This is a genomic window from Nonomuraea thailandensis (assembly GCF_024172165.1).
Taxonomy (GTDB): domain Bacteria; phylum Actinomycetota; class Actinomycetes; order Streptosporangiales; family Streptosporangiaceae; genus Nonomuraea; species Nonomuraea thailandensis.
Window position 1 is genome coordinate 4002043 of sequence record NZ_JAMZEB010000002.1, and the last position, 26093, is coordinate 4028135.

13 protein-coding genes are annotated in these 26093 nt (G+C 74.6%); 6 read left to right on the forward strand and 7 right to left on the reverse strand.

Features of this window, described 5'->3' with window-relative positions:
• Nucleotides 1–14 precede the first annotated feature (14 nt).
• The 4 genes from HD597_RS21935 to HD597_RS21950 all read right to left on the reverse strand — a co-directional run bounded on the left by HD597_RS21935 (nucleotide 15) and on the right by HD597_RS21950 (nucleotide 15105).
• Nucleotides 15–9725 carry a calcium-binding protein gene (locus HD597_RS21935; RefSeq protein ID WP_253760008.1) on the reverse strand — a complete coding sequence of 3237 codons (9711 nt, stop codon included), beginning with the start codon at nucleotides 9723–9725 and terminating at the stop codon, nucleotides 15–17.
• A 108-nt stretch (nucleotides 9726–9833) separates the two neighbouring features.
• On the reverse strand, nucleotides 9834–10388 hold the full coding sequence (locus HD597_RS21940) for a GNAT family N-acetyltransferase (protein WP_253744548.1): 555 nt from the start codon (nucleotides 10386–10388) through the stop codon (nucleotides 9834–9836).
• Between the two features lie 53 nt (nucleotides 10389–10441).
• Entirely contained in the window at nucleotides 10442–13282 is a 2841-nt protein-coding gene (locus tag HD597_RS21945; protein ID WP_253744549.1) for a poly(A) polymerase, read from the reverse strand.
• Nucleotides 13282–15105, reverse strand: coding sequence for an RNA ligase family protein (locus tag HD597_RS21950; protein WP_253744550.1), 1824 nt, complete (start codon nucleotides 15103–15105; stop codon nucleotides 13282–13284). The genes HD597_RS21945 and HD597_RS21950 overlap by 1 nt, the downstream gene beginning before the upstream one ends.
• A 607-nt stretch (nucleotides 15106–15712) precedes the next feature.
• On the opposite strand from HD597_RS21950, the gene HD597_RS21955 reads away from it, so the two are divergent.
• On the forward strand, nucleotides 15713–16564 hold the full coding sequence (locus HD597_RS21955) for a helix-turn-helix transcriptional regulator (RefSeq protein WP_253744551.1): 852 nt from the start codon (nucleotides 15713–15715) through the stop codon (nucleotides 16562–16564).
• 13 nt (nucleotides 16565–16577) lie between these two features.
• Here HD597_RS21955 and HD597_RS21960 read toward each other — a convergent pair whose 3' ends face one another.
• Nucleotides 16578–18113 carry a long-chain-fatty-acid--CoA ligase gene (locus HD597_RS21960; RefSeq protein ID WP_253759442.1) on the reverse strand — a complete coding sequence of 512 codons (1536 nt, stop codon included), beginning with the start codon at nucleotides 18111–18113 and terminating at the stop codon, nucleotides 16578–16580.
• A gap of 247 nt (nucleotides 18114–18360) precedes the next feature.
• On the opposite strand from HD597_RS21960, the gene HD597_RS21965 reads away from it, so the two are divergent.
• From HD597_RS21965 to HD597_RS21980, 4 genes are read left to right on the forward strand one after another with little or no spacing between them, the layout of a single operon-like run.
• On the forward strand, nucleotides 18361–18486 hold the full coding sequence (locus HD597_RS21965; RefSeq protein ID WP_253744552.1) for a lasso RiPP family leader peptide-containing protein: 126 nt from the start codon (nucleotides 18361–18363) through the stop codon (nucleotides 18484–18486).
• A 12-nt stretch (nucleotides 18487–18498) separates the two neighbouring features.
• Entirely contained in the window at nucleotides 18499–20331 is a 1833-nt protein-coding gene (locus HD597_RS21970; protein WP_253744553.1) for an asparagine synthase-related protein, read from the forward strand.
• Entirely contained in the window at nucleotides 20328–20609 is a 282-nt protein-coding gene (locus HD597_RS21975; RefSeq protein ID WP_253744554.1) for a lasso peptide biosynthesis PqqD family chaperone, read from the forward strand. Before HD597_RS21970 ends, HD597_RS21975 begins: the two co-directional genes overlap by 4 nt.
• Nucleotides 20606–21025, forward strand: a complete 420-nt coding sequence (locus tag HD597_RS21980; RefSeq protein ID WP_253744555.1) for a lasso peptide biosynthesis B2 protein — start codon at nucleotides 20606–20608, stop codon at nucleotides 21023–21025. Before HD597_RS21975 ends, HD597_RS21980 begins: the two co-directional genes overlap by 4 nt.
• Nucleotides 21026–21060: 35 nt before the next feature.
• On the opposite strand, the gene HD597_RS21985 is transcribed toward HD597_RS21980, so the two are convergent.
• Nucleotides 21061–22452: a cellulase family glycosylhydrolase gene (locus tag HD597_RS21985; RefSeq protein WP_253759444.1), complete on the reverse strand. Its 1392-nt coding sequence runs from the start codon at nucleotides 22450–22452 to the stop codon at nucleotides 21061–21063.
• A gap of 267 nt (nucleotides 22453–22719) precedes the next feature.
• Here HD597_RS21985 and HD597_RS21990 point away from each other — a divergent pair, with 267 nt between their 5' ends.
• A complete protein-coding gene (locus HD597_RS21990; RefSeq protein WP_253744556.1) occupies nucleotides 22720–24642 on the forward strand; it encodes a serine/threonine-protein kinase in 1923 nt (640 codons plus the stop codon).
• A 9-nt stretch (nucleotides 24643–24651) separates the two neighbouring features.
• On the opposite strand, the gene HD597_RS21995 is transcribed toward HD597_RS21990, so the two are convergent.
• Nucleotides 24652–26085 carry a serine hydrolase domain-containing protein gene (locus tag HD597_RS21995; protein WP_253744557.1) on the reverse strand — a complete coding sequence of 478 codons (1434 nt, stop codon included), beginning with the start codon at nucleotides 26083–26085 and terminating at the stop codon, nucleotides 24652–24654.
• Nucleotides 26086–26093 lie beyond the last annotated feature (8 nt).

Here is a 26093-nt window from a genome sequence, read left to right on the forward strand (position 1 = left end):
GGCATGTCTCCTGATCAGCCCGCGCAGGCCACGGGCGAGTCGAAGTGTCCGGGTGAGGTGGGGTAGGGCGAACCGCTGTCGCCCGCGGGGACGGCCACCTCGCGCGAGCCCGACGGGTCGCCCGCGCTGCGGCCCGCCCCTGAGCCCCAGGCCACCTTGGCCAGGAAGTCGAGCATCGCCGGGGAGTGCTGGCGGACGATGTTGTGCCCGCCGTTGGCGGGGCCGCAGTGGGTGTAGAGGTTGAAGCCGCCGTTCCAGTCGATCATCTTGTCGCCGGGGTTGGGCCCGTTGGCCGTGCGGTCGCCCTGGAGCACGTCGCGGTCCGCGCCGCCGTACTGCCAGTCCACGCCCTGGTGGTGCTGGTCGTCGGCGGTGGCGGCGTTGTCCTTGGCGGTCATGCGGAACCACGCGCAGGGGTCCACCACCGTGGTCAGCTCGCCTTCCGGCCTCTTGCCGGGAGCGCACGAGCCCGGGTACGAACCGCGCGGGTTGTAGTCGAGCAGGTCCGCGCCGGCCCCGCCGAAGACGTGGTCGACGAAGCGGTCACCGGTGCCGCGAGCGGCCGGGTCGAACGCGCCGCCCGTGCGGCAGTCCGCGGTGGCCGCGTCCAGGACGGGGTCGCAGCCCTTGCCGCCCCAGATGACGTCCGCGCCGTCGCCGCCGAACACCTCGTCGCCGCCGCTGTCGCCGTTGACCAGGTCGTCGCCCGCGCCGCCGTGCATGCTGTCCCTGCCGGGACCGCCGCGCATGCGGTCGTCGCCGCCCTTGGCGAAACCGTCGTGCGGCATCGCGGCGCTCGCCCAGGCGTCGCCGTCCGCGTCGTGCAGCAGATCCGTACGGCGGTCGTACGTGCCGGTCTGGAAGCCCCTGTACGTCTCCTTCGGCGGGGCGTTGAGGTTGACCGTGAAAGCGAGCCGCTGGGCGTCGGCGGTGTCGATGCGCTCGTTCACCACGCCGCCGCGGTCGCCGAGCATGGCGTCCTCGCCGGCGCCGCCGTCCAGCACGTCGTCGCCCAGCTCGCCGAACAGGTCGTCGTCGCCCTGGCCGCCGTCCAGCTCGTCGTCGCCGTCCTGGCCCCACAGGCCGTCGTCGCCCTCGTCGCCGTACAGGTGATCGGCGCCGGAGGAGCCGCCGGGCTCGCAGGTCGCCTGCGCCTGGGTGCAGAACCTGGTGGAGCCGCCCGGCAACGCCGGGTCGTGGCTGCGTACGCGCGTCGCGTCGGCGGGCGCCTGGCCTGCCGGGTAACGCTCGGTGTAGACCTTCTCGGCGTTGCCTGTCACGGTGCGGACGAGTGAGCCGTTGTCGCCGAGCAGCACGTCGGCCGCGCCGCCGCCCTCGATCGCGTCGGCCCCGTCGGCGGCGGCCTGCTTCGAGGAGCCGCCGATCAGGTCGTCCTGGCCGGGGGTGTCGTCGCCTTCCAGGTCGGCGGGGCCGCTGGCGTCGCCCTTCCAGCCGGGGTCGGCGATGGGGTGCGTGGTGGTTCTGGTGGACTCGGCCGCCAGGGGGAGGTCGCCGCGGATCTGGTCCGCGCCGTCGCCGCCCTCGGCGTAGTCGCCGTGGCCGCCGCCGGAGATCTGGTCGTCGCCGCCCTGTCCCCACAGGACGTCCACGCCGGACCCGCCCGACATCCGGTCCTCGCCCTCGCCCTCGCCCTCGCTCTCGCTCTCGCTCTCGCCCTCGCTCTCGCCCTCGCCCTCGCCCTCGCCCTCGCTCTCGCTCTCGCCGGAGCTCGCGTCTGCGTCTGCGCCCAGGAGGGTGACGGCGCGCGGGGTCATCGGCGTGCCCGCCGAGCCGATGCGGACGGTGGGCCTGGCGGGGGTGCCCGCCTGCGTCACCACGGCGTTGTCGCCCGCCACGACGTCGTCCCCCGGGCCGCCGTGCAGGGCGTCCGCGGCATCGGCGGCGGCGGTGTGCGTACCACCCACCAGGTCGTCGTCGCCTTGGTCGCCCTCGGCCCAGTCCACGCCCGCGCCGCCCTCGGCGTAGTCGTGGCCGTCCTGGCCGCGCAACCGGTCGTGGCCGTCCTGACCGAAGATCGCGTCGTTGCCCGCGCCACCGTCGGCAACGTCGGGGCCGGAGCCGCCCGCGAGCAGCTTCACCTGGTGGGTGGCCTGCTGGCCCGGCCGCGCGGCGACCCGCGTCGCCACGTCGTCCGCGTCGGCCGCGGCCTTTCCAGGGGTGGCCGTGGCAGATGGCGTGGCGGGCGGGGTTTCCGTGGCCGTGACCGAGGGGGTGGTGGATGCGGACGCCGACGGGGTCGGGGTGGCGGACGGGGTCGGGGTGGCGGACGGGGTCGGGGATGGTGGGGCCTGGGCGGAGGTGGTGAGGATCGCGTTGTCGCCGGCGATCACGTCCGGTCCCTCGCCGCCCACCAGCGTGTCGCCGCCGTCCGGGTGCGGGCCGGCGGCGCCGCCCACGAGCTGGTCCTCGCCGGCCTCGCCGTACACCCTGTCGCCGCCGACGCCGCCTTCCAGGTGGTCGTCGCCCGCGTCGCCGTGCACCTCGTCGGCCCCGAGCCCGCCGAAGGCGGTGTCGGCGCCGTCGCCGCCGCGCAAGGTGTCGGCGCCGCCGGCCTCCTCCGGGGTGCCGTCGAGGTCGAAGGGGCCGCCTGCGTCGCCGTTGTCGCCGATGAGCTTGTCCGCTCCGGTGCCGCCGTACAGGGTGTCGCCCTGGTCGTCCTTGCCCGCCGTACGGGTGCCGCCGACGAGCAGGTCGTCGCCGTCGCCGCCGAACGCGGTGTCCTGCCCGGCCTCGCCCGCGACCGTGTCGCCGTGGGCGCCGCCGTAGAGGGTGTCGTCGCCGGAGCCGCCGGTCACCTCGTCGGCGCCGTCGTCGCCGAGTGCCGTGTCGGCGCCGGGGCCGCCCGCGACCCGGTCGTCGCCGGAGCCGCCGGCGAGCCGGTCGTCGCCTCGTTCGCCGCAGACCCGGTCCTGGCCGCCGCCGGCCTCGACCCGGTCCGCGCCGCCGCCCGCCGACACGGTCTCCTTGCCCGCGCCGCCGATGACGAGGTCCCGGCCGTCGGCGTCGCCGTCGTGCTCCTGGCACGGCTCGTCCCGCCGGCGGTCGCCGAAGACGGTCGCGCCGCCGTCGCCGCCGACGATGTGGTCGTGGCCGTCGCCGCCGGACAACTGCTTGGCCGAGGGCTGCACGCCCGCGGGCAGCGGCAGGTGGCGCACCCGTCTGGCGGGGCCGAAGTCGTCGCGGCCCTGGGCCTCGCCGACGTCGGACGGCTCGGCGATGACGTAGTCGTCGCCGGGGCCGCCGGAGATGTCGTCCTCGCCGTGGCCGCCCACGAGCACGTCGTCCCCGCCGCCGCCGATGATCCTCACGGTCTCGCCGGGAGCGGAGTGGCCGGCGACCAGGTCGACGGCCTGGCCGCCGTACACCTTGTCGTCGCCCGCGCCGGTGTCGACGTGGTTCGGCCCGGAGTCGGCGGGGCCCGCCTCGTCGCGGCCGATCTCCTCGCGCGGCCCGGTGTAGATCTCGTCGGCCGCCGACCCGCCGGTCAGGGTGTCGGCGCCGGGGCCGCCCACCAACAGGCTCGGCTGCGCGCGCAGGCGCGGCGAGGGGTCGGTGGCCGCGAGCGGGCTGTCGGAGGCGACGGCGATGGTGTCGTCGCCGCCGTTGCCCCACAGCCGGCTCTGGCCGAGCCCGGCCGCGATGCGGTCGTCGCCGTCGTCCGGGCCGTCGGCGGGCGCGCCGGGCAAGTTGTCGCCGTCCTTCGAGCCGTCGGCGGGCGCGCCGGGCAGATCATCGCCCTCGTCCGGGCCGTCCGCGGGCGCGCCGGGCGGGTCGTCGGTGGCCCAGTCGGCGACGTCGACGTCGCCGACCCTGCGGGTGGCGGGGGTCAGCCGGCCGTCACCGGCCGCCCAGCCACCGGCGCCGCCCAGGGTGAGGTAGTCGTCGCCGGGGCCGCCCGCCACGATCGCGGCGGGCCCGTCGTACCGGTCGCCGCTGGTGACCTGGTCGTTGCCCTTGCCGCCGTCGATCACGTTGCGACCGGCGCCGGCCATGATCATGTCGTCGCCGTCGCCGCCGAACGCCACGACCGTGCGGGTGAACGGGTGCGGGCCGGCGGTGTCGTCGCCGTACCCCTGGAAGAGCAGCCGCAGCGCGCCCTTCGCGCCCCGCCCGTCGGCCAGCACCCGGTTCAGGCCCGTGGCACGGTGCTCCTCGCGCACGCCCAGCGCGCTGACCACGAAGCCCTCGTCGCCGGGGAGCTGGCTGACGGTCCACTGCTCGGCGTCGTCGCCCGGCTCGGCGGTGCTGCCGCCCCTCGCCTTGCGCATCGCGCCGACGTGCAGCACCAGGGCGTCGCCGTCGACGGTCGCGAGTTTCGGCGGATCCTCGTCACACTTGGGCTTGGCCGAGAAGTCGAGGAGCCTGGCCTCGACGATCGTCCAGTCGAAGCGCTTCTTGAAGATCGAGATGCCCACCTCGACCCACGCCTTCAGGTAGACCTTCAGCTCGCCGTCCACGGAGAACAGGCACAGCGGGTTGCGCAGCAGGACGCCCGCGAACTCGAAGAACCTGAACTTGCCGTCGTTGGTGGGGTCGAGCCAGTTCATGGCGACGGTGAGGAAGACGCCTCCGCTCACGCCCGCCTTGACCAGCACCACGTCGACCGCCGCGCCTGCTTCCAGCCGCCCGGTCAGGGTGATCGCCGGCAGGGGTCTGCCCTGGTCGTCGGTGGTCTTCAGGTACAGGCTGTCGAGGACCTGCAGGTCGAGCCTGCGCTGCTCGATCGCCTTGCGGATGCCGTACGTGTCGAAGCCCGCCCTGATGTGGGCCTCGATCCCGGCGGTGCCGGAGATGACGACCATGATGGGCGGCGGCGACCAGACCGGTCCGAAGGACTGGCTGTAGGAGAAGCCGAGGCGCAGCGGCCCGGAGTCGAACGCGACCAGTTCCACGTCCTTGCCCATCAGCAGGCTGAAGATCGACCGTCCGGCGTTCTGCAGCACGGGGAAGCTGAAGCCCGCCTTCGAGGAGTGCTCCATGGGCCCCTGCGCGCCGGCGGTCCTGCTCTTCCCGCACGACCTCGCGCCCTGGTCGAGCGCCGCGAACAGGTCGTTCGTGGCGGGCGCCACGTCCTTGATCAGCGAGTCGGCGACGTCGGGCGAGTTCTCGGTGTTCAGCGCGCGGTCGCCGGCCACGGTGAAGCTGCCGATGGGGATGTGCAGCTCGCCCTGGCAGTCGGGCAGCGCCGTGACCAGCCTGCCGACCTCGATCATCCGCTCGATGAACGTGGTCGTGCCGCCGCCCGCGACGGTGTTGTACTTCTTGGCGATCGTCATCAGGTTCACCTCGCCGCCGCCCGCGGCCTTGCTGAGGTCCGACAGCACGGGAATGGGCGCGTAGAGCTGGTCGATCACCGGTTTGACCGGGTCTGTGATCTTCTTGACCTGGGTCACCACCGGGCCGAGGACGCTGCGGAAGAAGTCGCCGGCCTCCAGGTTCACGTTGTTGAAGGCGATGTTCAGGTTCGCCGGGTCGGGTGAGCCGCCCTTGGTGAGGTCCCAGTCCAGGTCGAAGTCGCCGAACAGGCCGGGGAACATCGCCGAGCCGGCCGTCACCTCGAAGCGCCAGTCCACCGCCACCTTGGCGTGCAGGGAGGTCTCCACCAGGTCGGCGGCGTCGGCGAGCTGGTGCAGGCCGATCCGGCCGACGGGCTTGAGCCCGATGGTGAAGGCGCCCGCGAACAGGTCGGGAGAGCTCTGCTCGCGGTTCTTGAGCCTGACATCGAGGATCGCCAGCTTGGCGTTGATCTCCTCGGGCAGCGAGACGTTCACGCCGACGGTGGCCCGCGGGCGGTTCGCCTCGCCGGCGTCGAGGTAGAAGCCGCTGGCCCGGTCCAGGCCGACCATGACCTCGGCGTGCCAGCCGAGCTCGGCGCGCACGCCCTTGCCTGGGCCCTGCCGCAGCGCGAGGCCGGGGACGCCGATGTCGAGCGGCCGCTCCACGCCCAGGCAGTCCTTGACGCAGCCCTGCTCGGGGTCGACGTCGCCCTTGCCGATGCTGACCTTGAACGCGATGCCGGTCAGCTCGGTGCCCTTGGCCGCGTCGCAGGCTTCGGGCTTGGCGGGGTCGGGGACGGGCGCCTGCGCGCACGTGATCACGGGTTGCACGCCGGGCCCGGCCTTGGGCGCGAGCTCGTCGTTGTACCAGGTGCGCAGGTCGCCGCCGGTGGGCACCTTGCCGCCGTTCGGCAGCTTGGCGACGGCGGCCTTGATCTCCTGGCGCTTGGCGCCGACGAAGTCGGCTCCCTGCTGGAGGTCGGCGCCGACCATGGGGAGCCTGCCCTGGCCGGAGGCCATGCGCATGCCGGTCTCCAGGGTGGTGAGATAGCGGTCGATGCCGTCGCCCAGGTTGGTCCAGTCGAGCTCCAGGCCCGGCGGCAGGGTGGAGAAGTCGAAGGAGGGCAGCTCCAGCCGGTTGACCTCGCCGGGCAGCTTCTTGGTCAGGTCGAACATCTCGGCGAGCGGGGCGGACCTGGGCAGGCGCAGGACGAGCGCGTGCCTGCCGTCGGCGGTGAGCGGGGCGCCGTTGAGGTAGGCGGGCAGCACGGCGCACAGCGCCAGATCGGTGTCGTCGCGGTGCGGGTCCCTGTCGCAGGCGACCGGCTCGCTGGTCTCGTTCAGCGCCAGGTCGAGCCCGGAGAAGAACGCGGCGGGGGTGACCGCCTCCTGTGCCTGGCCGCCGTAGCGCAGGCTCACGCCGTACCCGAGCCTGGCCTGCAGCGGGTCGTCGCCCGCCTTGCCGATGGCCAGCGGCAGCGGCCCGACGTCGGCCTGGACCGAGCCGTCGAGCTGCGCCCTGGCCTGCAGGTCGAGGCCGGAGTCCGTCTCGATGAGCAGGTCGCGGGCCAGGTCGAAGTCGCGCTTGAGCGCCACGCGCAGGCCCAGCCGGATCTCGCCCTCGACGGCGGCGTCCAGCGTGGCGGAGCCCTCGGCGGCGACCAGGCTGTTCTCTCCGAAGGAGAAGCGCAGCGGCTCCTTGACGGCCGCCTTCTTGTCGTAGGCCAGCGACAGGCGCAGCGCGCCGTCCTCGTAGCCGATGTGCACCTGGCCGCCCAGCGCCTTGTTCAGCTCGGCGACCAGCGCCTGCACGGTGTCCGGCGGGGCGGCGGTCAGCCGGTCGATCGCGTCCCTCAGCGGCGAGCGCAGCGCGTAGGCGGCGCCCGCCTCGGGGACGGCCTGGCCGAACTTCTCGGTGAAGGACAGGGTGTGCTCGCCGCACGCGGTCGCGACGGTCAGCACGCGGGTGCCGACGGCCACGCGGCGGCCGATGTGCGCCTGCGTGAACGTCCGCGAGGGGTCGGTGACGTAGGCGTTGTCGTTGCCGCAGGCGCCGTCGCCGTACACGACGCCGGGCCCCGAGCCCATCTCCTCGGCGGCCACCAGGTCGGACAGCGAGCGGCCGAGCAGCGGCAGCTTGGCCTGCATCACCTCGCCGCCGCCCTCGACCCGGTCGAGGTAGGTGGCCATCGCGCCCAGCGACTTGATCAGTGCGCCGAACAGCGCCTGCGGGTTGTCCGGGTCGAAGGCGAAGTCCTTGACCTTGCCGATCTGGTCGAAGCCGCGGAACGTCACGGTGCCGGGCTCCCTGATGTCGGGCAGCTCCACCTCGCCGGAGACCTTGCCGCCGAAGAAGTCGGCCAGGCCGGGCACGCCCACGGTGAGCCGGGCGCGGGCGTGGGCGTCGACCTGGGAGGTCAGGACGTCGCCCGGCCTGCTCGCCAGCCGCTCGAACAGCCGGGTCAGCGGCACGTCGCCGAGCTCCTTGAGCCCGACCCTGACCACGTCGCCGCCGCTCCTGCTGCCCATGGTGAGGTCGCCGGTGAGCTGGACGCCCAGGTAGCCGGCGACGGCGTTGACGTTGACCGCGGAGAGCACCGACACGCGGGCGCCGAACAGGTCGCGGCCGGTCCGCAGCATGATCCGGTCAGCGGCCCTGGGCAGCTCGTTCACCACGGTGGCACTGCCGTCGGCGTTGACGTGCTGGTACGGGCACGCCTTCTGCTGCCCGTCCGGCCGCTGCGCGCAGCCCTGCCCCGTCACCGGGTCGCTCAGGTCGAGCACGACCGTGGCCGAGGCGTGGTAGCCGCGCATGACGCCCGCCACCGCGGCGGTCGCGTTGGCCCGGTCGAGCCCCGCGGTGGCCTTGAAGGTGTCGCCGAAGGAGATCTGCCCGATCATGGGGTCGCTCACGGAGATCCGGTACGGCGCGCCCGCCGCGGGCACGCCCCCGCGCCATCCGTCGTCGGCGAGGGTGACGGTGTCGGCCGTGTTGCCGGCCACGATGCCGCTGGAGGCGCCCGCGGTGACCGTGCGCCCGGCGAACTGCCCCGGTGTCCACTTCTGACCGGTGTGCTTGAGCGTCCTGGCCGTGTACGTGACGCCCGCGCCCGTCCCGCTGACGCTCTGCCCGGCGGGGTTGAGCGGCTCGGGCGCCGGGTTGACGGTCCGGTCCACCACGAGCGTGAAGGCGATCTTCCTGGCGGTGTCGTCGTAACCCGCGTCGGCGACCTTGATGATCGCGCCGCCGGGCAGGCCGCGTGCCTTGCCCAGCGCGGCGAACAGGTCCTGGATCGAGGTGAAGGTGGGCTGCCCGGTGTTCCTGTCCACGCTGGCGGCGGCGAAGGCGTGGATCGCCTCCGACACCTGCACGGCGTCGGCCAGGGAGCCGCGCATGAACGGCAGGTCCAGGTCACCCTGACCGTCCCAGCGGGCGCGCTGGGCGGCGGTGATGGCGTTGGCCAGGTGGGTCAGGCCGTCGAGCAGGTCCTTGGGCGTGAGCGTCTGGAAACGGTTGAGCCGGTCGAGGTCGGCCTGGGTCACGCTCACGGCCGGCCCGCCGGTCGCGAGGTCGGGCCAGCTCACGTCGATGGCCGCGCCGGCCCCCTCGACCTGGGCGCCGGCGAACGGCTGCGCGGTGACCTGCAGCTTGGCGGTCGCCGAGCCCTTGCGGGTGAACGTGAACAGGCTCTGCGAGCCCAGCTCGCTCGGGTCCAGCCTGCCGTTGCCGTCCGGGTCGGCGGCGGTGGCGGCGAACTCGGCGCCGAAGGAGAGCGCCGAGGCGGCCGACAGGTCGACGCCGAGGATGCCGAACGCGGCGGTGGGCCTGGCTCCGGCGGCCAGCTTCCCGTCGGCCCGCACCGTCACCGTGGCGTCCTTGCCCAGCCAGGCGGACTTGGTGGCGGGGTCGTAGGCGAAGGGCAGCTTCGCGGTGAGCTTCAGCGTGACGTCCACGCCGCCCGAGGTGGTCAGCGAGACCTTGGGCTGGGCGCTGCTGATGGAGATCGGCCGGCCGGCCACCGTCCTGGTGACCTCCAGGGTCAGGTCGAGCCGCCTGGTCTCGCCCTGCGTGCTCGCCCTGGCCAGCAGCCTGCCGGCGCGGGGGCCGGGCAGGTCGTACTCGTCCTGGAGGTCGTCCAGGCTCGTGAGGTCCTTCAACTGGTCGTGGACCGCCACCTGGAACAGGTCGCCCAGGCCCAGGGCGTCCTCTCCGCCGGGCACCAGCCCGACGAGCGGCAGTTGCTCGCCCATCGGGCCGGACGCGGCCAGGCCGCCGCTCGCGGTCGTGAACCGCTCCACCGCCGACAGCAGCGCCGTGGTCTCGGCGTCGCGTTGCGCGGACGCGGCGGCCGGCGGCGGCGCGGCCGCCACCAGCCCGACGAGTAACACCCCTGCGCAGACGACGCGCGACCATCGCTGACCTGCCACCGGACCCCCCAGTGAAGACACGACACACCGGGGACGTGTTTAGCGATCACGCCTTGGAGGTCACTTGGATCCTTCTCCAAGCGCACCTCAGCGCGGCGGCCGGACCGGTCACGGGGTCCATTCGGATTCGAGCATGGCGTAGACGGCTTCGCTGGCCCAGACGCCCTTGACGAGCTCGTTGTCGACGAGGGTCGCCTCGCGGCGCATGCCGAGCTTCTCCAGGACGCGGGCGGAGGCGGTGTTGAGCGCGTCGAGGCGGCCGACGATGCGGTGCAGGCCGAGGTCGGCGAAGCCGAGGCGGAGCATGGCGCGGGAGGCTTCGGTGGCGTAGCCGAGGCCGTGGTGGCCGGGGTGCAGGATGTAGCCGATCTCGCCCTGGCGGTGCTGCCTGCTGGACCAGATGAGCAGGCAACTGCCGATGACCTGGCCGGTGTCACGCAGGGTGACGGCCAGGTCGAGGGCGTCGCCTTCGTCGTGGAGTGCGGTGCGGGTGGTCTTCTTGTCGAGGAAGGTGGCGCTGGTGTCGCGGTCGCGGGGCTCCCAGTAGAGGTAGCGGGCGACGTCGGGGCGCGATTCGTAGGCGTTGACGGCGTCGAGGTCGTCGGGCGTGAAGGGGCGCAGGAGCAGGCGTTCGGTGATGATCGGGTAGTGGGGCTTGAGCACGGGGGGAAGTGTAGGCACCGGTCAGAGGGGCTTCAACGCGTTTTCGGCCGGGCTCAGCGCAGCGTGGGCACGGCTCCGCCGTCGGCGCGTTCGACCGTGACGCCGGGCAGGTCCCTGGCCCAGTGGCGGGCGATCTCGCCGAGCGTGGCGGCCGCCGGCGGGGTACGGCCCAGGCCGATCGCGTACCGGGCCTGCCGGGGGCCGCTGTCGAACGGGCGCGGCCAGGCGTGCGCGTCCGGCGCCCCGGCCTCTTCGAGGGCGCCGATCAGCTCCAGCATCCGCCCTCGGACGCGGCCGAGCAGCGCGTCGAGCTCCCCGGAGCGCACGGTGACCACGGCCCAGGCCGCGTGCCGGCGGTGCAGGGGCGGCGGGGCCGCCAGCTCGGCGGAGCGGCCGTTCTCGGCGAGCTCCCAGGCCCGGTACAGCTCCTGGGTGAGCAGCTCCAGGCCGCCGGGGGTGACCTGGCGGGCGCAGTTGCGCACGGGAGCGCTGGGCGTCAGCACCACGACGGGGGCGGGCTCCCCAGTGGCGGCACCAGTGGCGGCACCAGTAGCGGCACCGGTGGCGGTACCGGAGGCGAGGCCGGGGGCGGCGCCGGGAGCGAGGCCGACCGGGTCCCGCCAGTTCCACGCGGCCCACGTGCCGAAGAAGCGGCTCAAGGGGTCGCCGTCGCCGTGCGGGGTCCGCGCGGCCATGATCGTCCAGGCCAGGCCGGGAAGCCCGCCGAACGGGGCGGAGTCGAGCCCGCGGGCCCGCGCCCACGCCTTCACCTGCCTGGCCAGGCGGGCGAAGGCGGTGTGGTCCTGGCCGGTCGCGGCTCGCACGGCGTCCGCGTCGCTGACCGCGCTCAGGGCGATCGCCGCCGCCTCGCCCAGCTCGGCGCGGCGGTCCACGGCCTGCCCGGGCGGCAGGGAGCCGGACGGCACGACGGTCAGGTCCACGTCCAGCCCGTCCGTACGCAGGCGCAGGCCCGGCACCCGCGCGCCCACCACGCGCCGCAGCCCGGAGATCCCGGGCAGCGCCGCGCGGACCCGCGCCTCGGCCTCGGCCGGGTCCGGCTCGCCGGGCAGTACCGCCACCAGGTCCAGGTCCGCGCCCGGCAGCGCGCACCCCATGTGCCGGGACCCGGCGACGTGCACCACCCCGGGCTCCAGCGCTTCCTCCAGCCGCCGCGTCACCTCCGCGGGCTCCAGCGCCTCCTCCAGCCGCCGCGTCATGTCCGCGGGCTCCGGCGGCGCTTTCGCCCCGGCCGCCGGGTCGGGGAGCCAGTGGAGCTCGCCCGTGCCCAGCGTGATCCGCGCCCGGGGACGCATGGGCTCGTCCGCGCGGCGCGACAGCAGGACCAGCTCCCCCACCTGCGCCGTCATCGCGGCCAGGCGGACGGGGTCCTCGGTGCGTCCGAGGGTCAGGTGCGGGGTGTAGCCCTCTGGACGTCCCTCGCACCGGGGGAAGCGCCGCCGCAGCGCCTCGTGCAGGCGCCCCCAGGGGGCCGGGTCATCGGCGGCCGGGTCGAGCCAGGCAGTCACGTGATCGCGATGGCGGAATGTGCGCACCCCCTCCAGCCTGGCCGTGAACGGCTCCACCTCGGCCGCCGCGGCGGCCAGCAACGGCGCGGCCGCCTCGAACTCCGACTCCGGCACGAACCCGAAGAGCAGATTGACGTGCGGCGGCCACCGGCGGAGCTGCGGATCGTGCGCCCGGCGCACCTCCTGGATCGCCGGCCACAGCTCGGCCGGAGGCAGCCACGCCACCGCCGTCCGCGCCGTCGGCGGCACGTCGAGCACCCCGCGGTCGCGGACGTCACCGGTGAGGTCGAGGACGGCCTCCACCGCGTAGTGGTCGGAGACGTACAGCCCCGCGGGGTACGGCGTGTCGCCACGCAGCGCCGCCGAGACCACCTGGGGCCGGCCCCGCAGCAGGATCCGGTCCAGCCGCGCGGCCCGCCCGGACCGGGAGGACAGCGCCGCGAGCGGGTTGACGGCCGGGTCGAACGTGGGCGTCTGATCGGCCCCGTGCGCCTGCGCCCACGCGTCCCGGAGGCCGAGTGCCGCCGCGGGGGTGTCCGTGCCGTCGTTGAAGTCGCCCGCCAGCACCACGTCGCCGTCCACGCCGGCCAGCCCCTCGGCGATCGCGGCCAGCTCGGCCCGCCGCCTGGCCGCGCCGTCGGTGGAATGATCGCTGGTCAGATGGGTGACGGCGACGACGAGAGGCCCGGTGGCGGTGTCCACCACGACGGCGGCCACCGCCTTGTGCGGGCTCAGCTCGTGCCGCGCCGCCTCCCGCACGGGCAGCCGGCTGAGCAGCAGCAGGCCGCCGTCGTCCACGTCCGTGCCGTACGGGTCGGTGCCCAGCGTGTAGCCCTCGCGTACCCAGGGGGCGGCCAGCAGCATCGACAGCAGCGCGGGCTCGACCTCCTGCAGCGCGATCAAGTCCGCATCGGCCTCCTCCAGGGCGGCGAGCAGCAGGGGGCGGCGGCGGGCGGTGTCGATGAGGTCGCTGTCGTAGCGGTCCCACAGCGTGTTCCACGTCAGGACGCGCACGGACGTGTGCGTGGCGGGCGCGTGCCCGGCGGCGGGACGCCAGCCGCCGGCCGGGTCCCAGGCGTGCGGGGTGGAGGCGGTGAAGAACGGCGGGCGCAGCAGGCGGGCCTCCCGTGCCCGGCCGGCCTCGCAGGTGTCGAGCCGGTCGAGCCCGGTGGCACGGTCCCACACCAGCTCGCCGTCCGCCTCGACGAACAGCACCCGGTGCCAGGGGATGTCCCCTCCCGGGGTGAACGCGGGCAGCGCGACGCGCTTGGGGGCGGCCTCGCGCTGGCCGACCCCCATGACGAACCGGGACGGGTCGAACCTCGGGTCCCAGCGGATCCGGTGGTAGATCTCCTCGCTGGTACGCATCACGCCTCCTGCTCGTACAGGGCGCCGTCCACGTCGTCGACGGTCGCGTGCGCCCCGACGTACCACGTGCGGTGGGCCTGGCCGGGATACGGCGGGACGAACCGGCGCGACTGCGCGGCCAGCACGTGCGCGGGCACCGGATGGGCGCGGCGGGCGTTGCGCCGGTGCAGCTCGTCCTCCTCCACCAGCACGACCGCGTGCGTCGTCAGCGCGTCGCGGCGGCGCGCCACGGTGTGGACGAGGCCGCGCTGGTGCTGGTTGAGCGAGGTGGCGTCCCACACGACGGTGCCGCCGGAGGCCAGGGCGGCGTCGAGCCGGTCCAGCGCCTCGCCGAGCATCTCCTGGTTCGCCCGCTGGTCCGCTCGCGAGCCGCGGGCGGCGCGCAGGTCGTCCAGCGACACGTACGCGTCGATCCCCGTCAGCCCGGCCGCAAACGTGCTCTTCCCGCTCCCCGACGGCCCGGTCAGGTGCACCAGCCGGGGGAAGTTCCCGGGCCGCCACCGCCACGTCGCCGCCACGGCCTCCTCGGCCGTGGTGAGCCTGCCCCGCGCCCAGGCGTCGCGTGCCTCCGCCCAGCACCGGTCGGCCGCCTCCGCGCCGAGCCCGGCCAGCGCCTCGCGCAGCCCGGCCCGCAACGGCTTCAGCGGGTCCGGCCCGAGCAGCCCGGCCTCCTCGGCGTGCAGCGCCGACCATTCGACCTGCTCCCGTGCCTCGCCGGCGGCCCCGGCCGCGGCGACGGCGTGCAGCACGCCCAGGTCGGCGGCCTGCGCCAGCCGCCGTAACCCCGTCCGCCGCTCCTCATCCGGGTACGGCCGCCGCAGCCCGCCGTGCAGCCCCACGAGGTCCGCCACCCGCCGCGCCGACGCCATGCCCAGCGGCCCGGCCAGCCGCGCCGCCACCCAGGGCCGTGGCCGGGCGCGCAGCACGGCCGCCAGCACCCCTGCCAGCCGCGCGTCGCCCCACCGCCCGATCGTGTCCAGCCGAGCCGCCACCTCAGCCGCCACCTCAGCCGCCATCCCAGCCGCCATCTCGGCCGTCATCTCGGCCGCCCCAGCACCTGCCAGGGCCGCCGTCTCAGGCGCCGCCCCGGCAGCCATGGTCTCGGCCACCGTCTCATTCGCCGCCTCCGCCGGGGTGAGGCCGAGTGCGGTCAGCAGGGCGCCGGCGTCCGGGGCCGCTCCGGACCGCACCGACCACAGCGCCGCCCCCGCCCCCAGCCCGTTCGGCACCACCGCGGCGTGCATCCAGTGCGTGTCCGTCCGCACGTGCTCCCGCCGCACCCACTTGGCCACCCGGCCCGCGAACTCCTCCCGCGCGAACCCCTCGGCGGCCCGCACCACGTACCCTTCCTGCCGCTCAAGGTCCAGCCGCAGCCCCCGCAGCGCCCGCTCGTCGAAGACCCCGCGCCACAACACCGGCGGCGCCGGAATCCCCAGCCCCCGCAGGAAGGCGACGGTCCGGTCCCAGCCGAGGCAGCGGTCGCCGTCCCACACCGAGAACCCGTAGAACCAGCTGTCCAGCCCCTGGTACGCGATCGAGTGCCGGGCGTACAGGTTCTCCCCGCACACCCGCCACCCCGCCGGGATCCGCCCGCCGATCCGCCCCTGCAGGCCCTTCACCCACGCCCGGGACGGATGGTGACCCGAGTCCGGCGACCGGGCGTGCAGCCCGTCCGCGTACAGCGTGGTGTTCTCCCCGTCGAGCTTCTCCGTGACCACGACCTCGCGCCCGCGCAGCCCGGACAGGTCGCCCGCGCGGACGTCGTCGGGGGTGGCTCCGGGCGACCAGGGCAGGTGAGAGGTCCGCGGATAGTGCACGCGCATGATCACTCCCCCGGTCGGCCGCAGATCACTGTACAAGCGGCGCGACGGGCCGCTCCAGCCAATAAAGGCCGGGCCCACGTGCGGGTCAGGGGCCGCGGCGGTCACCAACGCGGGCGGCGTCGGCGCGATCGGAGCCGGGCTCATGCCGCCCGCCCGGTTGTCGGGAGACCATCCGCGAGGCCAGGAGAGGAGCGCGTGCCGATCGTCTCGTTCCACTGGGGCCATCCGCCGGCGGGCACGACTACGGCGGGCTGCCCGACCATGGTGCACGTGCCCGCCGTCGTGGACGCCGTGGGCGGGCGGGCGATGGTCCTGGCCGCGGGTGGCATCACCGACGGCCGGCAGGCCGAGATCCCGGCCGACGTCGGCTCGCTGGAGCAGGTCGGCACCACGGTCGCCCAGGGGGACGGCGGTGCGCAAGTTCGGCCTGCTGCCGGCGGTTCCGGGGACGGAGGCCGGCTGGGAGGAGATGCCGTGGCTGATGAGGCAGGGCGAACGGGTGCTGGCCGGCTTCGGCGGCCGGGCGGGCTGACCGCGGCCGCCTGTGACCGGATACGCTGCTCGGCAGACGAGCGGTGCTTCACCACGCGGGCCGGAAGGCGGTGTGATGTCGCCTCCCTGGCGCGGCTGGTGCCTCCTGCGTCCCGGCCTGCTGCTGTACGGCGGCGCGGTCGGCGGTAACGAGCTGCACGCGCACCACGCGGTCCAGCTCATCGTCGCCACCGAGCCGTTCACCATGGCCGACGCCCATGGCGAACGGCTGACCACGCGGATCGCCGTCATCCCGCCCGACACCGCCCACACGGTGCTGGACGGGGCCGGCGAAGCCCTGCTCGTCCACCTGGATCCGCGCAGCTCGCCGGGCCGGTCCCTGCTCGCCCGCTCCGGCACCGGCCCGAGAGCCTCAGCCTGGGCGCCGCCCGCCCTACGAGCCGGCGAGCCACCCGCCGCACGGAGCGGCGAGCCGGTCGGCCGCGGCCCCGCGAGCCTCCTGCCGGAGGGCCGCGGGGCAGTGCGGCCGCTCATGTTCACCGAGCCGCCGGCCGGTCACGCGCGCTCGGCCGAGGCGGCGAGCGCGCTGCGGGCCGTCGAGGCGTGGAGCGGCCACGGCGGCGCCGGGGGCGTCCCGCTCCACCCGGCGGTGGAGGCGGCGATCGGCGTGATCCCCGCGCTCCTGCCGGGCGGGCCGGTGCGGCTGGCGGCGGTGGCGGAGGCGGTCCACCTGTCGCCGAGCCGGCTGGCGCACCTGTTCAGCGCGCACGTGGGGATCCCGCTGCGGCCGTACGTGCGGTGGCTGCGCCTGCGCAGCGCCATCGACCGGGTGGCCGCCGGGGAGACGCTGACGGCGGCCGCGAACACCGCCGGGTTCACCGACGGCCCGCACTTCACCCGGGCCTTCCGGCGCACCTTCGGCAACGCGCCCTCCGAGCTCGCCGCCGCGATCGACTGGCTGCCCTGACCCGCCGCCCGGACTAGCGCAGCTCGCGCTTGAGGATCTTGCCGGTCGCGGTCATCGGCAGGCTCTCGCGGAACTCGATGATCCGCGGGTACTTGTAGGCCGCCATGTTCTCCCTGGACCAGGAGACGAGCTCGGCCTCGCCGACGTTCGCGCCGGGCGCGGGGATGACGTACGCCTTGACCTCCTCGCCGTGCGAGGCGTGGGGCACGCCGACCACCGCCACCAGGGAGACCGCGGGGTGCGTCATCAGCACCTCCTCCACCTCGCGCGGGTAGACGTTGAAGCCGCCCCGGATGATCATGTCCTTGGTGCGGTCGACGATGGCGTAGTAGCCGTCCTCGTCACGGGTGGCGATGTCCCCGGTACGGAACCAGCCGTCCCGCAGCACCTCCAGCGTGGCCTCGGGCCGCCCGTAGTACCCCTTCATGACGTTGTGCCCGCGGACGGCGATCTCGCCCGGCCCCTCCCCCTCGATGGTGTTCCCGTCGCCGTCCACCAGCCGCATCTCCACTCCCCAGATGGGGAAGCCGATGGTGCCGGGCCTGGTGGGCCGGCTGAGCTGGTTGAAGCAGGCCGCGGGGGACGTCTCCGACAGGCCGTAGCCCTCCAGGATGGGGATGCCGAACGTGGCCTCGAAGTCCTTGAGCACCTCGACCGGGCAGGCGGCCGCCCCCGACACCGCGACCCGCAACGTCTCAGGCACCTCGGCCCCGTCCGTGTGGATCTTCGACAGCATCGCCCAGTACATGGTGGGCACCCCGGCGAACATGGTCACCTTCTCGCTGCGCATGAGCTCCAGCGCCTGGCCGGGCTCGAAGCGCGGCATGAGCACGAGGGTGGCGCGGCGGCGCAGGCTCACGTTCATGACCGAGGTCTGGCCGAAGGAGTGGAAGAGCGGCAGCACGGCGAGCGAGACGTCGCCCTCGGGGTCGGTGGGGAACATCCCGTCGCTGACCATGGCGTTGATCAGCAGGTTGGCGTGGGTGAGCTCGGCGCCCTTGGGCTGACCGGTGGTGCCGGAGGTGTAGAGGATGGCCGCGACGTCCTCGGGCCCGGTCCGCACCGTCTCGAACCGGCCGGGCATCCCGTCCAGCGCCGCCCAGAACGACTCGCCGTGTTCCGACTCGGTGGCCAGCGGCGTGGCCGGCAGCACGAAGAAGTGCTCGCACCCCTCGGCGGCGTCGAACCCCTCCCGCCCGTTCGCCCCCATCGGCAGCTCGGGGGCGCCCTCAAAACAGAAGAACGCCTTGGCGTCGCTGTCGTCGAGGTGGTAGGTGATCTCGCGTGGACGCAGCAGCACGTTGAGCGGGACCACGGTCGCCCCGGCCTTGAGCACCCCGAAGTAGACGAACGGGAAGTACGGCAGGTTCGGGCAGAGCAGCGCCACCTTGTCGCCCTTGCCGATCCCCCGCGCCACCAGCAGGCCGGCCACCTGGTTGGCGACGGAGTCCACCATGGAGTACGGCAGGCGCAGGTCCCCGAAGACCAGGGCGGTGCGGTCCGGAGCGTTGCGGGCGCTGTCTTCCAGAATGATCGACAGGTTGAGCATCGTGACCCTCTCGTCGGAACGCGTCGTCCGTCCCCAGGATGCTCCGGCGGATCCCGGCGGGACTTGTACGAACGTGCCGACTCCGTCCGGCGGTGCCGGGAGCTCCCCGCCGATGGTCCTGTCCAGCAAGCAGCGTTACTCTAAGTTACTTTACTATTACTTTCTGTTATTTATGCAGTTCAGTGGGTTAGAGAAGAGGAAACGAAACGCCAAAAGGGGCGCATCAGATCAAGAACAGGAGAAAGCCATGGATCAGGCCAAGGACATGCAGGCTCCGTACGAGCCCCCCGCGCTGGAAGAGGCCGGTCTCTTCACCGAGGTGACCCTCGGCAAGGACTGGTGGGGCGACGACTGGTACGGGCAGCTCTACTGAGGGACGTGACCAGTGCCCGCTCCCCTCGGTGACTGGTTCGCGGCGCTGCCCGACAGCGCCGCGGCGGACGCGCACGCCGCCGCTCTGGCCGCGCTGCCGCGGGCGGAGGTGAGGCTGCGTCATCCCTCCGGGCGGCCGTGCCTGGTCGGGGCGTTCGGCACGCATGCGCCGGTCTGCGCGCGAGCGGGGCCGACCCTGGTGGCGGTGATCGGGCCCTGCCCGGTCACCGCCGCCGGCCTGGAACGGCGCGCGGCCGGGTGCACCGGCCTCGACCGCGCCGACGACCTCGTGGCCGGGCTGCCGGGCAGCTTCCACCTGGTCGTGGCGCACGCCGGGGCCGTGCGGGTGCGGGGGGACGCCGCCGGTCTGCGCCGCGTCTTCCATGCCGGGAACGGGCCCGCCGCGGTGGCCGCCGACCGGGCCGTGCTGCTGGCCGCCCTGGACGCGGCCGGCCTCGACCCCGACCAGCTCCTGCTGCGGCTGCTGCCGTGCCCGCCGCCGTCCCTGCCGGGGGCGATGTGGAAGGGCGTCCACGCCGTGCCGCCCGGCGAGGCCGTCCGGCTGTCCCCGCGCGGGCCGGCCGTGCACAGCCGGTGGTGGCGACCTCCGGAGCCGGCTCTGGGCATCGATCGGACGGCTCCCCTGCTGGGCCGGGCGCTCGCCGGCTCCGTCGCCTGCCGCGTGCGCCCCGGCGAGCCGATCGCGGCCGACCTGTCCGGCGGCCTGGACTCCACCCCGCTGTGCTTCCTGGCCGAGGCGGCCGCCCGGGAGCGCGGCGCCCGGCTGATCACCGTACGGCAACTGGTCGACGACGCCGCCCATGACGACGAGCTGTGGGCCCGTCCGGCCGCCGGGCTGCTGGACGGCGAGCACCTGACCGTGGCCCCCGCCGAACTGCCCGCCCGCTACGCCGCCGTCGCCGTGCCCGTAGAAGGCCTGGACGAGCCGCTCATGGAGCTGTCCACGCTGCCCCGCCTCACCGCGTGCGCGGCGTTGCTGGCCCGGCACGGCGCGCGGGTGCACCTGGCCGGGCACGGCGGCGACCAGGTCACCACGCTGCCCTCCAACATGCTGCACGACCTGGTGGGGCCGCGTCCGCGCGCATGGTGGCCGCAGCTTCGCCAGCTCCGCGCGCAGCGCCGCTGGCCCCTGGCCGCCACCCTGACCGCGCTGGCCGAACGCCGCTCCTACCCCGCATGGCTGGCCCGCCAGGCCGGCCTGCTCACCACGCCGTTCCCGCGCCCCCACCAGCCCTACCTCGGCTGGGACGGGCCGTTGCGGCTGCCGTCCTGGATCCACCGCGACGCCGCCGCGCGCGCCGCCCACCTCCTGCGCCAGGCCGGCGAGCACGCCCGGCCGCTGGCCGGGTCGCGCGCGCAGCACCTCACTCTGGCCGCGATCCGGCACCTGGCCACCTCCATGGGGCAGATCCACCGGCTGACCGCCCGCCACGGCGCCGCCCTGCACCTGCCCTACCTGGACACCCCCGTCATCGACGCCTGCCTGGCGACCCGCCTGGACCACCGCGCCCGTCCCGGCGCCTTCAAACCGCTCACCGTCGCCGCCATGACCGGCCGGATGCCCGCGCAGTGCCTGCGCCGCACCACCAAGGCCGACTTCTCCAGCGAGGCCTTCACCGGCCTGCGCCGCCACCGCGACCAGATCCTCGCCCTGGCCGGCGACTCCCGCCTGGCCGGCCTGGGCCTGGCCGACGCGGCGCTGCTCGATCGGGCCTGCCGGCGCGCCTTCCTGGAGGACGATCCCCGCAGGGACGTCGAGCGGTTCATCGCCGCCGAGAACTGGCTTCGAGCCCTGCCCGCCCGCCTGACCCTGGAGTGCCCATGAGCCTGCGACTGCGCGCCGGCGTCACCCTCACCCCGACCGGCGAGACCGCCGTGCTGCTGGACGAGCGCACCGGCCGCTACTGGCAGCTCAACGCCACCGGCGTCCTCGTGCTGCGCGGCCTGCTGGCCGGACAGACCCCCGCCGGGATCGCCGGGACCCTCACCCGGGCCTGCCCGGAGGCGGCGTCCACGGCCGGGGCCGACGTCGCCGCCCTCCTGGCCCGGTTGCGCGCCGCCGGCCTCGTCACCGGGACGCCCGCCCACCGGAGGCCGGTATGAGCGTCCCCATGACGCCGGCCGAACGTCCCCGCCTGCCCTGGCGCCACCGCCCGCCCGCCCTGGCCGCGGTGGCCGCCGCGCTGCTCATCGCCCGCCTGCCGCCGGCCCGGATCCGCGCCGTCCTGGGTCTCGCCCGCCGCGGCGCCGCACCCGCCACCGCCGCGCAGGCCAAGGCCGCCCGGGACGCGGTCATCGCCGTCAGCCTCTCCTGCGCCGGGCAGGGCTGCCTGCCCCGCTCCATCGCCGCCGCCCTGCTGTGCCGCCTGCGCGGGACGTGGCCCACCTGGTGCACCGGCGTGCGCGTCCACCCGTTCGCCGCGCACGCCTGGATCGAGGCCGGCGGCCGTCCCGTCGACGAGCCTCCCGTCCACTACCACCGCACGATCGTCGTCGAGCCGCTCGGCGCCGACGGGTGACGGGGCCCGCCAGGAGGGCCCCGTGCCCGGCGGCGTCAGAAGTCGTCGGCGGTGCGGATCCGGTCGCGGATCCAGACGCCGGCCTCCTTGAGGTTGCCCGTCCCGGCGAAGGAGCCGTTCGGGCAGGTCCCGGTGGTGAAGACGGCGCCCGTGCGGAAGTCGTCGGAGAAGTTCCAGTTCACCCAGCTGATCTTCTTCTGGGCCAGCAGGTCGAGGTACTGCTGCGACCTGGCGAAGTTGTCGGCCCCGTCACCGGAGGCGCTCTGGGTGCCGAACTCGGTCACGAAGATCGGCAGCCGGTCGGCGGCCCGGGACAGCGTGGTCAGGTACTCGGCGCCGTGCGAGCCCGCGTAGAAGTGGAACGTGTACATGATGTTGGCGGCGTTGACCGGGTTGCTGACGATCTCGGACTCGTCGCCGCCGCCGGAGACGCCGAGCGACGACCACGCCCGGGTGCCGACCAGGATCGGGGCGTCGGGGTCGTGCTGCCGGATCACCGGGATGAGCTGGTGCGCGTAGTCGCGGATGACGGGCCAGGTGACGGCGTCGCCGTTCGGCTCGTTGGCGATCTCGTACAGGACGTTCTTCTTGCCGTTGTGCCGCTGGGCGATCTCGGTGAAGAACGTCCTGGCCCGGCTGAGGTTGTACATCGGGTCACCCGGGGTGAGCATGTGCCAGTCCACGATCGCGTACATGCCGCGGGCGGTGGCCATCTCGATCAGGGAGTGCACCCGGTCGGTGAACAGCCGGGGGTCGGTCTCGTAGCCGCCCTCCTGGATGTACATCGAGATGCGCAGGACGTCGGCCTTCCAGTCGCCGGCCAGCGCGTCGAGCGACGCGGTGTTGAGGCACTGGTTGTACCACTGGATGCCGTGGCTGCTCATGCCGCGCAGCTGGATCTGCTTGCCGTGCTCGTTGCAGAGCTTGATTCCGCACACGCGCAGCTGCCCGTTCGCCTGCACGGGGGTGCCGCCTCCGCCTCCGGTGGGGGTTCCGTAGACCTCCAGCTCCCACAGGGAGTAACCGTAGGGGGTGCCGCGCTGCGTCCCGTGCACGCGGACGTACCGGCCGGCGCCGGTGACGGTGAGGTCGTCGACGGCTCCGTCGCCGGAGGTGGTGGCGTAGACGTCGCTCCAGGTGGAGCCGTCGGGCGAGGTCTGCACCCGGTACGCCGTGGCGTGGGCGGCCTCCCAGGTCAGCCGCACCCGCGAGACGTCGTGCGCGGCGCCGAGGTCCACCCGGATCCACTGCGGGTCCACCCCTTCGGCGCTGGCCCAGCGGGTGGACGTGCTGCCGTCCACCGCCTTGCCCGGCTCCAGTCCGGCGGCCTCGACCGAGGAGGCCGTCACGGGCCTGCCCTGCGACACCAGGGGATCGGCCGCCTGCCGCGCCCCCGCGCCGGACGGCACCGCCAGCGGCAGCGCCATCACGGCCGCGATCGTTAAGATCCTCGCTACTGCGCTTCGCCTCACGAACGACTCCGATTCTCCGGGAACAGGCGGGGAGAGGGAGCCGTCCAGGCTCCACCCGGTTAGGAAGGCTTCTTAACTTGCGGCGCAGCCTAAGTTGACAACCGGCCTTACGCAAGACCCAAAGTTCCAGAAAGGGTCCGGCCGCTACTCCTGGCCTTTCGGGGTGTGTCCGGGCGGTGCCCGGTCTTGTACCGTTCACCTGTGGAGCCGGGTGGGGGTGCCGTGACGTCCGATCCGCGTCCGCTGGCCGAGGGCGATCCCCGGCGGATCTCGGGCTACCTGCTGACCGGCGTGCTGGGGGCCGGCGGCCAGGGCGTGGTCTACCTGGGCCGCACGCCGCAGGGGCGGCCGGTGGCCGTCAAGACGCTGCACGCCCGCCTGGCGGGCGACGCCGAGGCCCGGGAGCGCTTCCTGCGGGAGGCGGCGATCGCCGCGCGGGTGGCGGCGTTCTGCACCGCGCGCGTGCTGGACGCGGGTGTCGAGGACGGTCGGCCGTACCTGGTCAGCGAGTACGTGGCGGGCCCGTCCCTGGAGGGGCTCGTGGCCCGGGACGGGCCGCGCGCAGGCGGTGGCCTGGACCGGCTGGCGATCACCACGCTGACGGCGCTGCAGGCCATCCACCGGGCCGGCGTCGTGCACCGGGACCTCAAGCCGAGCAACGTGATCATGGGGCCGGAGGGGCCGGTGGTCATCGACTTCGGCATCGCCCGCGTCCTCGAACAGTCCACCACCGGCTCCGGCCTGGTCGGCACCCCGGCCTACCTGTCGCCCGAGCTGCTGAACGGCGACCCCGCCGGCACGGCCTCGGACGTGTTCGCCTGGGCCGCCACCATGGTCTACGCCGCCACCGGGCACCGGGCCTTCCCCGGCGCGGTCACGGCGGTCGTCCTCAACGCGATCATGACGCGCGACCCCGACCTGACGGGCGTGCCCGGCCACCTGCGCGCGCTGCTGGCCGCCTGCCTGGCCAAGGATCCCGCCTCCCGGCCCGCCGTCGCCGGCCTGCTCACCGCCCTCACCCAGGAACGCTCCCTGCCCGGCCCCCGGGCGGCCCTGCCACGCCGCCGCCTGGTGCGGGCGCTCGCGGCGGGCGCCGTCGTCGCCGCGGTCCCGGCGGCGTACGGGCTGGTGAGCCTGTTCTCCCCCGGTGCCACCGTCCCGTTCGGGAGCCTCGTGCGCGAGCCGGTCGCGGGCCGCCAGAAGTGGATCCTGTCGGTGGCGCTGAGCCTGCTGAACAACCGCCCGGTCGTGGTCAGCGGCGGCTACGACGGCACCCTCGCCGTGGCGGACCTGGCCACCGGCGCTCCCGTCGGCGCCGCGCTGCTGGGCCACCGGGGGCCGGTCTGGTCGGTGGCGACGGGCCGGTTACCCGGCGGTCCCTTCGCCGTCTCCGGCGGCTCCGACGGCACCGTGCGCGTGTGGGACCTGACGACCGGCACTCCGCTCCTGCGACCGCTCACGGGGCACCGGGCCTCGGTGGAGTCGGTGGCCGTCGGCCGGCTCGGCGCCCGGCCCGTGGCGGCCTCCGGCAGCTCCGACGGCACCGTGCGCGTGTGGGACCTGACGAACGGCGCTCCGGTCGGCGCACCCGCCGAGGACCACGCGTCCTGGGTGCTGGCGGTCGCCGTGGGACGGCTCGGCGACCGTCCCGTCGTGGCCTCGGGCGGCCATGACGGCGCCGTCCTCGTCTCCGACCTGGCCACCGGCGCCCGGATGGCCGGGCGCGCCCGGGCCCACCGCGGCCCGGTGGAGTCGATGACGGTCGGGCAGGTCGGTGACCGGCCCGTGGCGATCTCCGGCGGCGGCGACGGCGACCACACCGTGCGGGTCTGGGACCTGGCAACCGCCGCGCCGGTCGGCGCGCCGCTGGCCGGCCACCGGAGCTGGGCCCTGGGCCTGGCGGCGGGCGAGCTGCCCGGCGGTCGCGCCGTGGCGGTCTCCGGCGGCTACAGGGACGAGACGGTGCGGGTGTGGGACCTCGCCGCGGGGAAGCAGCTCGGCGGGCCCTTCCTCGGCCATCGGGGCCTGATCGAGTCGGTGGCGGTCGGGCTGCTGGACGACCGGCCGGTGGCGGTGTCCGGCGGTGACGACGGCAAGGTGCGGGTGTGGAGCCTGGAGGCGCCGTACCCGCCTGCCACGGGCTGATCGCCCCGGTCAGCCGCTCGCCGTGGCCGCCCGGCGCAGGCACCACAGGCGGCGGGCGAGCGCGACCGCCCCGAGCGCGCAGCAGGTCAGGGAGAACAGCGCCAGCAGCGGCATCAGCCAGGCCACGACGATCCAGTACTGGAAGCTGAACGCCCCGCTCTGGATGCCGATCAGCGCCGGCAGCAGCACGCCCGAGACCGTCACCAGCGCGAGGGGCGCCAGCCGCAGGACCAGCCGCGGCCGGCGCGCCGCACGGCGTCGCGTGGCCCAGCGGCGCGCCCGGACGGCGGCGGTGACCAGCAGCGCGGCCATCACCACCGTGAGGCCGAGCAGGACCGCGTTCACGACGGTCAGCGGGTTGTCCATCGGCGTGGCCGGGGCGCCGGCGCGTTCGGCGAGGAGGTTGGCCGCCAGCAGGCCGGGCGCGCCGCCGCTGTTGGTGAGGACGAGGGCACCCACGCCGGTCGCGGGCGCGAAGGCCATGTCCCCGGTCCAGGTCGCCAGGGTTCCGCCGTGACCGATCACCGGCGCCGGGGAGCCCGCACTGGCGGGGCGGGCCTGCCAGCCGAGGGCGTAGCCGGCGGCTCGCGGCTGGACGGTGTGCATCTCGGCCAGGGAGCGGGCGCTCAGCAGGCTCGTGCCGAGGGTGCCCTGGTTGAACCGGAGCCAGCGCACCATGTCGTCCAGGGTGGAGATCACCCCGCCGTTGCCGACGCAGCTGCCCGGCATCTCCGCCGTCGCGACGGCGAGGCCGAGGACGACCTCGTACCCGGACGACAGCCCCTCGGCGCGGTCGGAGCAGCCGAGCGTCGAGCCGGTGCCGGTCATGCCCAGCGGCTCGAACAGCTCGGCGCGCAGGAAGGCGTCGAAGTCCCGGCCGGACACCACCTCGACGATCCGGGCCGCGATCGAGTAGTTGGTGTTGTGGTACTCGGGGCGGGTCCCCGGGTCGGCGGCCAGGGTCTTGCCCGCCAGCCCGGCCACGACTTCACGGGCGGTGCGCGGGGGCGGGAAGACGTACTCGTCGTTCGTGCTGATCGACAGCCCGGAGGTGTGGCTGAGGAGCTGACGCACGGTGATCCGGGTGAAGCGCGGGTCGGCCATCGTGAAGGCGGGCAGGTGGCGCACGACCGGGTCGTCCAGGGAGACGCGGTCGCGGTCGGCCAGCAGCATGATCGCCGCCGCCGTCATCGACTTGCTCATGGACGCGATCCGGAACCGGGTCCGGGGCGTCACGGGGTTGCCGTCGCCGTCCCGGCCGCGGGTGATCGTCTCGATCGAAGAGCCGTCGATGACGGCCGCCGCGACGCCCGGCGTGCCGTAGACGGAGCGGTAGTCGTCGACCAGCCGTCCGCTGGCCGCATGGGCCGGCGCCGTCCAGCCGGGCAGCAGCGCGAGAAGTAGACAGGCCGCGGGAAGGAGGAGGAGATGTCGGGAACGCACGATGTCGA

Bases quoted from the DNA above. Each gene is read 5' to 3' on its own strand.
- HD597_RS21945 (WP_253744549.1), bottom strand. From the start codon at position 13,282: ATGCGTACCAGCGAGGAGATCTACCACCGGATCCGCTGGGACCCGAGG.
- HD597_RS21950 (WP_253744550.1), bottom strand. From the start codon at position 15,105: ATGCGCGTGCACTATCCGCGGACCTCTCACCTGCCCTGGTCGCCCGGA.
- HD597_RS21955 (WP_253744551.1), top strand. From the start codon at position 15,713: ATGTCGCCTCCCTGGCGCGGCTGGTGCCTCCTGCGTCCCGGCCTGCTG.
- HD597_RS21960 (WP_253759442.1), bottom strand. From the start codon at position 18,113: ATGCTCAACCTGTCGATCATTCTGGAAGACAGCGCCCGCAACGCTCCG.
- HD597_RS21965 (WP_253744552.1), top strand. From the start codon at position 18,361: ATGGATCAGGCCAAGGACATGCAGGCTCCGTACGAGCCCCCCGCGCTG.
- HD597_RS21975 (WP_253744554.1), top strand. From the start codon at position 20,328: ATGAGCCTGCGACTGCGCGCCGGCGTCACCCTCACCCCGACCGGCGAG.
- HD597_RS21980 (WP_253744555.1), top strand. From the start codon at position 20,606: ATGAGCGTCCCCATGACGCCGGCCGAACGTCCCCGCCTGCCCTGGCGC.
- HD597_RS21985 (WP_253759444.1), bottom strand. From the start codon at position 22,452: ATGGCGCTGCCGCTGGCGGTGCCGTCCGGCGCGGGGGCGCGGCAGGCG.